Source organism: Allobosea sp. 05T422_2, from assembly GCF_056396265.1.
Map to the genome: position 1 here is coordinate 1 of NZ_JBFTLD010000283.1, position 8,487 is coordinate 8,487.

Annotated in this window: 9 protein-coding genes; 3 read left to right on the forward strand and 6 right to left on the reverse strand. The window is 61.2% G+C overall.

All coding sequences use genetic code 11. The features are described 5' to 3' along the window. Nucleotides 1-122: 122 nt before the first annotated feature. On the forward strand, nt 123-512 hold the full coding sequence (locus tag AC1DJT_RS31020) for a hypothetical protein (RefSeq protein ID WP_441492650.1): 390 nt from the start codon (nt 123-125) through the stop codon (nt 510-512). A 237-nt stretch (nt 513-749) separates the two neighbouring features. Here AC1DJT_RS31020 and AC1DJT_RS31025 read toward each other — a convergent pair whose 3' ends face one another. Together AC1DJT_RS31025 and AC1DJT_RS31030 are read right to left on the reverse strand one after the other, a co-directional pair. Next, complete coding sequence (locus AC1DJT_RS31025) at nt 750-1,001, reverse strand: hypothetical protein (RefSeq protein WP_441508543.1); 252 nt, start codon at nt 999-1,001, stop codon at nt 750-752. A 34-nt stretch (nt 1,002-1,035) separates the two neighbouring features. Beyond that, nucleotides 1,036-1,602 (reverse strand): DinB/UmuC family translesion DNA polymerase, encoded by a 567-nt coding sequence (locus AC1DJT_RS31030; protein WP_476826645.1) that lies wholly within the window; start codon nt 1,600-1,602, stop codon nt 1,036-1,038. Between the two features lie 941 nt (nt 1,603-2,543). On the opposite strand from AC1DJT_RS31030, the gene AC1DJT_RS31035 reads away from it, so the two are divergent. Then, nucleotides 2,544-2,990: a coiled-coil domain-containing protein gene (locus tag AC1DJT_RS31035; protein WP_476835562.1), complete on the forward strand. Its 447-nt coding sequence runs from the start codon at nt 2,544-2,546 to the stop codon at nt 2,988-2,990. On the opposite strand, the gene AC1DJT_RS31040 is transcribed toward AC1DJT_RS31035, so the two are convergent. From AC1DJT_RS31040 to AC1DJT_RS31055, 4 genes are all read right to left on the reverse strand, one after another. Then, nucleotides 2,987-4,009: an IS1595 family transposase gene (locus AC1DJT_RS31040; protein ID WP_476770667.1), complete on the reverse strand. Its 1,023-nt coding sequence runs from the start codon at nt 4,007-4,009 to the stop codon at nt 2,987-2,989. The genes AC1DJT_RS31035 and AC1DJT_RS31040 overlap by 4 nt on opposite strands. Nucleotides 4,010-4,695: 686 nt before the next feature. Beyond that, the gene (locus AC1DJT_RS31045) at nt 4,696-5,031 is read right to left on the reverse strand and encodes a hypothetical protein (RefSeq protein ID WP_476770668.1); all 336 of its coding nucleotides are present in this window, start codon (nt 5,029-5,031) and stop codon (nt 4,696-4,698) included. Between the two features lie 490 nt (nt 5,032-5,521). Then, entirely contained in the window at nt 5,522-7,438 is a 1,917-nt protein-coding gene (locus tag AC1DJT_RS31050) for a diguanylate cyclase (RefSeq protein ID WP_476770669.1), read from the reverse strand. Between the two features lie 473 nt (nt 7,439-7,911). After that, nucleotides 7,912-8,043 carry a hypothetical protein gene (locus tag AC1DJT_RS31055; RefSeq protein ID WP_476770670.1) on the reverse strand — a complete coding sequence of 44 codons (132 nt, stop codon included), beginning with the start codon at nt 8,041-8,043 and terminating at the stop codon, nt 7,912-7,914. Between the two features lie 171 nt (nt 8,044-8,214). On the opposite strand from AC1DJT_RS31055, the gene AC1DJT_RS31060 reads away from it, so the two are divergent. Next, entirely contained in the window at nt 8,215-8,403 is a 189-nt protein-coding gene (locus AC1DJT_RS31060) for an SDR family NAD(P)-dependent oxidoreductase (RefSeq protein ID WP_441508546.1), read from the forward strand. Nucleotides 8,404-8,487: the final 84 nt, after the last annotated feature.

Consider the following 8,487-nt stretch of genomic DNA (forward strand, 5'->3'; position numbering starts at 1 on the left):
GCGTTTGGCGGCGAGGGCGACGATGTCATGTTCGGCAGCGACACCTCCTTCAACAACTTCGACAACACGCTGCGGGCGAGGCCGGCAACGACGAGCTGCATGCCGGCGCGGTCGGCACATCCATGAACGGGGAAGGCGGCTCGGATTGGCTGATCAGCGGTGCGGCCGACGACCAGATGGAGGCCGGACGCGACGAGTTCGGTTTCGAGCTGGACAATGCGCAGGATCTGTTCGTCTACAGCGGAACCGGGCGCTGGAGCGAGGAAGGCAGCTTCTTCGGCGACACGGTGTCCGGCTTCCAGGATGGTTCGGACCTGTTCGACCTGCGCGGCAGCGGCCTRCAATTCTCCGACCTGTCGATCGTCAACGAGGAATTCGAAACGACGATCACCTCGGTGCGCGGGAATATCTCGGTCTTCGTGAATGCCGGGCAGGAGGTTTTCCTCGACCAAGATGATTTCCTGTTCGACCCGGCGCCCGCGCCGTTCTCGACCGATCCGCTGTTTATCTAACGGGCTCGGAGGCTAACGATTTCACCCGGAACAGGAGCCCAAGCGGTCCATCCTGTTCCGGACTTGGGCCACCCTCCGCCGAACTTTGCCCCAGACACCGGATGAGAGCCTCGATTGGGTCGGACATCACTACCGAGCCAGAAATGGGCGCTGGTAGGATGGCAGCCTTCCTCGCCCTGTCGACGAGATTGCGCAGCTTACCATGAGAAGCGTCGCCGCGGCCATCGAGCTGATGCTTTAGCGCCAGCTCGAACGCACCAAACGCCTGCGCTTCGCGTCATAGTCGAAAAAGGCGTAGATGATGGTGTTTCGCGCGCGATCGAAACCCGCCACCACATCAGCCGGTGCGGTCCATTTGAGGCCGAAGGCAGCCAATACGTCATGATGGTCCGCGAGGGTCATCCGGCGGGTTACACCGTTCTGGACAACACAGAGATCGGCAAAGCGCGGGTCAGGCTGCAAAATACTCTCGACTGTCTTGAAGGCCATGTGACTGATCCGGTTCAGAGGGACGACATGCCGTCTAGATCATGAGACTGAGCTGGTCCGGGTCCTCGTGCTGTTCGCCTTCAAAGGACGACAACGTGACGCCTATCAACCGGATGCCTTTTTGGGTCGGGAATAGTGGATCGAGGAGGCCGCACGCGATGCTCTCCACCTCCGATGCTGATCCCGGCGGCAGGCCGACTGTGCGGCTGCGCGTGATCTGCTGAAAACCGGCGTACTTCACCTTCAAGGTCACGGTTCGCCCGTGCAGCCCCTTCGCTACGCAATGGCGCCAGACCTTTGCGACCAACGGTGTGACCTCGGAGTGCGCCGCCTCGAGGTCGAAGATATCGACCGCGAAGGTATCCTCGGCGCCGACCGATTTCCGCTGCCGGTCGGGCTGGACCGGGCGCTCATCGATCCCGCGCGAGATCCTGTAATACCAGGCGCCGGACTTCCCGAAATGCTCCTGCAGGAAGGCGAGTGGCTTCGCCCTGAGGTCGGCGCCTGTCAAAATGTCGAGCCGCTCCATCTTGGCTGCGGTGGCCGGTCCGACCCCGTGCAATTTCTTGACCGCGAGCGCCTCGACGAATGGCGGTCCCATGCGTGGCGTGATGATGGCCTGGCCGTTGGGCTTGTTCAGATGGCAGTGCTGGGAGTTGCCGAACGATGCCTTCCGCCCGTCACCGAATTTTTCGGAGGCATCAAAAAGCCTGTTCAATTCAGTTGCTTAGGTGGCCTCGGGTGGTCTTGCCTACCCATGCCGAATATTGGCTGTGGGGGGTACGGCGAGATAGAGGATGCGGCCGCGCAGCCAACGCGGCTGAGTTCGGACAGGATCCGTGACCGCCCCTCGCTTCACGAAGTGGCGCTGGCGTTTGTCGGCTAGGCGTGGTCGGGCGGGCCGCTGCTCAGGTTCCGTTTGGCCCGCCACCTCTGGCTTCCCATGTCAGAATGGCGAGAGCCAAATTCTCGAGTTCGACCTCAGCCATCGGATGACGAGCAGCAGCATGGAGGTCGCAAGCTCGGGCACAGGMGCGAATATAGTCCGCCTCCGAACTCAACATTACGGAGCGGCGACTTGGGTAGGCTGGGGCCCGGTTTCGCCTGCGGTCTGGTCGTTCTTGACGCATGCCAGGCTCCCCTGCGTTGTGCCTCCGCGGGTCTGCGCGATGGAATGCGCAGTGAGAATCGCCAAAGAAAGCCGACGACGAAAACCTGTGATGGAGCCGCTCCGAGGAGCAATCCCACCATTTCGGATCCGCTAAAAGCGGAGAACATAATGCTGCTCGCTGTTCACATCTTGGAATAGCGGCAAACGTCTCGGATCGCGCCCCCTCCTTAGTATAGGTCGCAGTAGTCTCACCGAACGGTATCGGCCAAGACGGAGCGGCACGGCTGGCCATAGGCATGGGCTCGGCGGAGCGCGCTTAATCGCTGGCGTCCGACAACCGGTGCTTCAAAACGGCATTAGGTAGCAAAAACCACCAGACCTGATCCAGTCGGTTTGGTAGCTTCCGGCTCCCATTGACGGAGCGGGAGCAGGTGAGAGTTGACGAGGAACTGAAGCGGAAGCGCGCCGAGCTGCTTGACGAGGTCGAGGAATTGAAAGCCAAGATTCAGGCGATCGATGGACAGGTCTCGGCGATCGACCAGGTGATCGCGATCTACGATCCGGCCTATGCCCCGCAGGGATCAGCGGCAACGAAGCCGCAGCGGCCAAGGGCACCCAAACAGCTCCCTCCCGAATTCGCACGGATCAACAAGAACGAGGCCATCCTCGAGGTGMTCCGCGAGGCGGAGCACCCGCTTTCGACGGCGGACTGCACCTTCCGGATCGTAGAGCGCAACGGTGCCGATGCGGACGATCCGTCTATGCCGCGTTTCCTGACGCAGGTCTCCGCCACTTTGATCGCCCTGACCAAGCGCGGCCGCGTACGCCAAGCGGGCACCATCGACAGCCGAAAGCACCTATGGGAGATCGCAGCTTAGGCTGCGGCGCTTCCATCCCAGATCAGCTCGGGCGGTTTGTTGCCCTGCCAATAGCCGCACAGGTACCGCGACGTCGGTCGCCTCAGCGCCTGCCCCAGCAGGGAACGCGTCAGCCCGCCATTGCTCATCCGCCTCGTGTCTTCGCGCCAGGCGATGTCGGCCGCGTACCAGTCGAGATATCGCGTCGAGAAGCGATGGTGGATGCCGACATAGGCCCGCTGGATCCGACTGAAGAAGCTCTCGACGACGTTGGTGTTCGTGCCATCTTCGGAGGAATACGCCTCGGAGTGGTTCACCCGACCCATGCGGTTCAGGCCGACGACATCGTTGTAGCTCCCGTGCTCGTCGGCGAAGACCTTCGCGTTCCGGGAGACGTGGTCGCGAACCGCAGCCCAAGCGGCATCGCCGTCCTCTTCTCGGATCACTCGGGTGAAGGTCCGGCCGGACATGCCCCGCTGCCGGATCGCCAGGATGCAGAGGCGGTCCGGGCTGCGGTTCTTCTTCAGGCGCCGATCGACGCGATCCTCGGCCTTGTTCTTGGGCCGCACGTGGCCGCCGGCGTACTTGCCGTCAATCTCGACCTCGCCGTCGAGCACCATCTCCTCGCGGCGCGACGCCACGGTCTCCCGGAGCTTCATCAGGAGCACCCAGGCCGTCTTGTATTGGACGCCGAGCTCTCTGGAGAGCTGGAGGGCAGCCTTTCCCTTGACGGAGTTGGCGACGAACCAGATCGCGAAGAGCATCTTCTTGAACGGCAGCTTGCGCCAGGCGAACGCTGTCCCGGACGTCACCGTGAAGACGGAGCCGCATTCCTTGGCGGAGCACTTGAAGCGGCTCCGGATCATCTCGTAGCAGCGCAGGTTCCCGCAATGCGGGCAGTAGGCCTCGCCGTCCGTCTCAGGCCAACGGGCCTGCCGGAACCACTTGTAGGCCGTCCTCTCCTGGATGCGGGAGAGTTCGGTGATCGTCAGGTCGCGGACCTTGGGCGAAAGCAAGAAGTGCTGGCCGGGCCTCTCCATGGCTCAGCGCTCCCCTCGAGACGAGGGAGAGCGGTATTTCCCAGCCCCCGGCGAAGGCACGGAAGCTGAAACCCATGGTGATGAACGGCATGGTCATGCTCGGAGTCCGGTCCGGTATGGGGATTGTCATGATCGGGCAGCGGGAACCGTCGACGATCCAGGTGGGCGTCGCGGTTCAAGTCAGCGCTGTCATATGAGCCGATGCATGATCCGAGCTCATGCCAGGGGAACGGCGTGGAGTCGATCGGGATGCACGGCGTTGGTTAACGGCGACGCGACCGATAGTCGGCGCAGGCTCTCGCACTATTGTCCGAACGAACGTCAGCTTCCGGACCGAGATCGAAGGAGMAAAATCGACTCTGAGCTGGCATTATGAAATTCTGCTTCCGGGCAGTTCGATAACGTCGGCAGTCGAGTAGCGGGAATTGACCTATCCGGCTGTCGGAGCGCCCCCGATCATGAGTTATCCGTGGAGACCTGCCGCTCTCAGTTAAACCTTGAGCCTTGAAGCACTTGGCAAAGAGCCTTGCGTCGATCTTGGTGACGTCCGCGGCAACGTGCCGGGTCACGGCCATCGCGCTGAGGCTCAGGCGCTCGGCAATCTCGACACGCGAGATGTCGCGACGCTACTCCAACAGGGCGCGAACTTGCCCTGTTGGCCTTGCCCAAGGCGATCCGGTGCGGGTTCATGGGCACAGCACCACGCCGTTCTGAATCCAGCAGATCTCGGACGAGCCGCCGCTGCCGCCGAGCATCAGCACCGGGACAGCCAGCGAGCGCAGTCGGCGGTGTGGCCGGGAGACGGTCGCGGTGCGGTGATACACCCGGTATTCCCGGTGCCCCCGGGAGGCGTGCCGGCGCGACCGGCGGCGAGCCCAATCAGCTTCGACAGTATCGAGGCTGCTCATCTTCAGGTAATCGCCAGCAACGCTCTCGGCTTTGGGCGCGGCCTGCGCCTGTGCCGCAGTAGCGGCCAGAGCCAAGCAGATCGCGAACGGGGCAATCTTCGTGGGGTAATTCATCACAGTTCCTCGTGGCAGAGCGGGCTTCGCCGGATCGATACGCGATTGACCGTGCTGCCTCTTGTTGCTTTCGGCCAATATTTTGCTCGCCGCCTACATTGGTCCGGGGTGTTGGGCCCGGCCCGATTTCACCGCCCCGTTACCCGAGCAGACTTCGGCCGCCTCGCAACCGCGCGCCCGCTCCGCATCTACCCTTCGATCTCGGTCCGGAAGCAGACGCTCGATGAGGCGATAGCGCCTTGGCCAGGAGGCCCGCTTTCGGGCAGCTTAGCGACTTCCGCTTTCGACCCACCCTCGACCTTCGGAACGTCTGCTAATGGGTAAGGTCCCGGCGCGTCTGGGAACCGATGAGGACAGTGCTGGCAGGTTGTCGAACGACGCCTTCCACGCGTACCATTTTTGGCAATGCCGAGAGGCTAGAAACCCCTACAATTCAGATGCTTAGTGAGCCTTTGGTGGTCTTTGCTACCTAATGCCGCTTCAAAATGCGTTATGCAGTTTTGGCCCCGGGCCAGCGGATCACTTTTCCTGCCATCATCAGGCGATCGCGACCGCCATTCTTAGCCGCGTATAGTGCTCGATCGGCTGCTTCCACCAATGAAGCATGGTTGGTCGTGGTCGCGGCATTGGGCCAGATCGTAGCGCCGCCAATACTTGCCGTTGTGCGCCATGCGGCGACACTACCGTCTTCAATCTGGATTTCGTGGAGCGCCTCTAGAACCCTGGTCCCGACCTGCTCGCACCCGTCGGAATCCGTATTCGGGAGAAGAAGAGCGAACTCTTCTCCGCCATAACGGGCGGCAAGATCGGCCGACCTCAGAGCCTGGTTAGCCAGTACGCTAGCGATCGTCCGCAGGCAGCTATCTCCCGCTTGATGTCCGAACTGGTCGTTGAACATCTTGAAGTGGTCGATATCGATCATCAGCAGGGAAATAGGAGTGCCTTCCCTGCGCGCTCTCGCCCATTCCTGCTCTAGACGTTCGTCGAAGCAGCGACGGTTGCCAAGGCCTGTGAGCCCGTCGGAGGCGGCCAGAACGGCGAGCTTCGCCTCAAGGTCTTTGTGTTGCGTCATATCGCGGGAGAGAGCAACGAAACCATTGATAAGACCAGTGTCCGAATTCCTGGTTGGGCGCATTGTCGTCTCGACCCAGATCTCGGACTTCTCGCGATGGCGAATGCGATAGAGCATTCGCGCTTCGTCCATCTCACCTCGCTTCAGCGCTTCAATCGTTTGCTCGACTCGTGGTCGGTCCTCGTGATTGACGCCCGCCAAAGCCGAGGTTCCGACAAGTTGCGCGGGGGCCCAACCCAAAACGCGCGCTGAGGCTGGAGACGCATAAAGAATGCGTTCGTCGAAATCGATACGGGTCACCAGGTCGCTGGACTCTTCAGCCAGGAGCCGAAAGTCAGCCTCCTTTGCCGCGATTGCAGCGGCAAGACGCTGACGTGCGACGAGCTGCCGGACGAGATGGATACCGACAAGAGCAATGAACAGGGCGAGCCCAACGACGAAGGCTACACGTGTGATCACACCCTGGCGCCAGCGCGCAAGCACGTCGTGCTCCGCTTGTGTCGCGAGCAAGACGAACGGGAAGCGATCACTCACTTTGTAGAAGCTCAACCGCTGCAATCCGTCCAAGGGTGAGCGGAAGTAGTATGTTCCCGATGAAGCGCGAGGGATCTGTTCGCGAATAAGACGGGTCGTCGACAGATCCCTGCCTACAAAACTGCCGTCACCGACGCTTCGGGCAAGCAGAATTCCGTCCTTGTTGAGCAACGTGACGGTGCCGCGTGGCCCAATATCAAATCTCCTATAAAATTCTGCGAAATAGGCGACGTCGATTGTCGCAGCAACCACGCCGGCAAACCTGCCATCCCTGTGATTGAAGCGGCGCGATATCGTGATGATCCATTGACCGCCCGATCGGCTTTGCACAGGGGGGCCTAAGAAAGTTTGGCGGTCGTCGATATCGCGATGATGTTGAAAATAGGCGCGGTCACTATTGTTCAGCCCGGCGAGGTTTACGCTTTCCGTCGTCGCGACCCACTCGCCGATCTCGTCATAAACAAAGAGGCCGCGGATACGGCCTAGCGTGGTTCGACGATCGTTTAGGAAGCTCTGAAGGCCCGCTAGGGCCTCGGACTCAATGCCAGTTGATTCCAGGCGATTGGCAAGTCCAAGGAGCGTCGCGTCGGCGAGCTCCACCGAATCTTCGGCGTGCTGCGTAAGCGAGCGGGCGAGATTGGCCATGTCTATCTCGGCATTCTCCAGCACCGCTTCGCGCGCTGACCATTCTCGCCAGCCGCTAAGGATGAGAATCGCAAGACAGGCAATTGTCACGAACACGCCGGCCCAGAACGGGAGGCGAGAACGGTTCGCAATTTGCGTGTCGACGCCGGCCCTCATTGTGACGGGCCTCCTCTTAGTTGGCACCCGCTCGCTCGCGATGAAGCATCGGCGACGCGCTCGGCTGTAGTCTAAGTGTACATCATCGACATAATGAACCCCAGCTCACGCTTTCAACGATCGCCATCGCACTTGTTTCAACCCCAGCAGCCGCAGAACGATCAAGGCAAGGCCAACACGTGCAATGAGTTACCGCCGCTCAGGACCGGTCGCACTGACGCCTTCGAGCCCGAAGCGGCGAGGACACGGAACGTTCGCTCGGCCGCCAGCCAACGCGATTGGCGAGGGCTGAAAGCCCCGGGAACGCATTATGTCATTAAGACCATGAGGCGTGGCGGAGCCTCATCCAATCCATAATTCACGAATTATCTCTGCATCGGCGTGCCGACCTTGCCGATCAACTGATTGGGTGTCGCGAAGGCGTGCTCCGTCTGGCGCAGCGCATAGCCGGGCATCGGACTGAGGATCACGTCTTACCCACCGCGTGCTCCTGCAGTCGGATGCAGCAGCGCGACACGCTGCCCCTTCGTGACCGCGTCACCCAGCGCGACGAGATGTTCGACGAGGCCCGCTCGCGACGCCTCCGGCCCGGCCGTGAAATGCACGCCGGGGCTCCAACATAGCTGGAACCGCCACAAAGCGGCCGGCAGTGAAGCGCTTGATTGCCTAAGTTGATAGTAAGTGTAATAGCCCTGCGGCCTCTTATTGAGTAGGGCTCGCGTTTCGGCTCCGGGTTGTGGGCCTTTCCATCACTCCAATAGTCCCCCGGTCAAATCATGACGAGCCAGCAACGCGTTCTCATCACGGGTTCAGCAGCCGGAATAGGGCGCGCGATCGCCGATCGCTGCCGGCAAGACGGGTACGAGGTGGTCGGGATCGATCGGGATGAATCCGACATTCGTGCGGATTTGTCTGATCCACAGGCGACTGCCCTAGATGCCGTAATGGGCCGGCGCTTCGAATAGCCATTTTGGGTGGCTGTCCCTCAGAATGATGGTGTTGAAAACGAGGTCCGAGCGATCGGCCTCAAGCATCATGAGAGGAACAGC

Coding starts and splice junctions, on each gene's coding strand:
- AC1DJT_RS31025 (WP_441508543.1), bottom strand. CDS start 1,001: ATGGCCTTCAAGACAGTCGAGAGTATTTTGCAGCCTGACCCGCGCTTT.
- AC1DJT_RS31030 (WP_476826645.1), bottom strand. CDS start 1,602: ATGGGACCGCCATTCGTCGAGGCGCTCGCGGTCAAGAAATTGCACGGG.
- AC1DJT_RS31040 (WP_476770667.1), bottom strand. CDS start 4,009: ATGGAGAGGCCCGGCCAGCACTTCTTGCTTTCGCCCAAGGTCCGCGAC.
- AC1DJT_RS31045 (WP_476770668.1), bottom strand. CDS start 5,031: ATGAATTACCCCACGAAGATTGCCCCGTTCGCGATCTGCTTGGCTCTG.
- AC1DJT_RS31050 (WP_476770669.1), bottom strand. CDS start 7,438: ATGAGGGCCGGCGTCGACACGCAAATTGCGAACCGTTCTCGCCTCCCG.
- AC1DJT_RS31060 (WP_441508546.1), top strand. CDS start 8,215: ATGACGAGCCAGCAACGCGTTCTCATCACGGGTTCAGCAGCCGGAATA.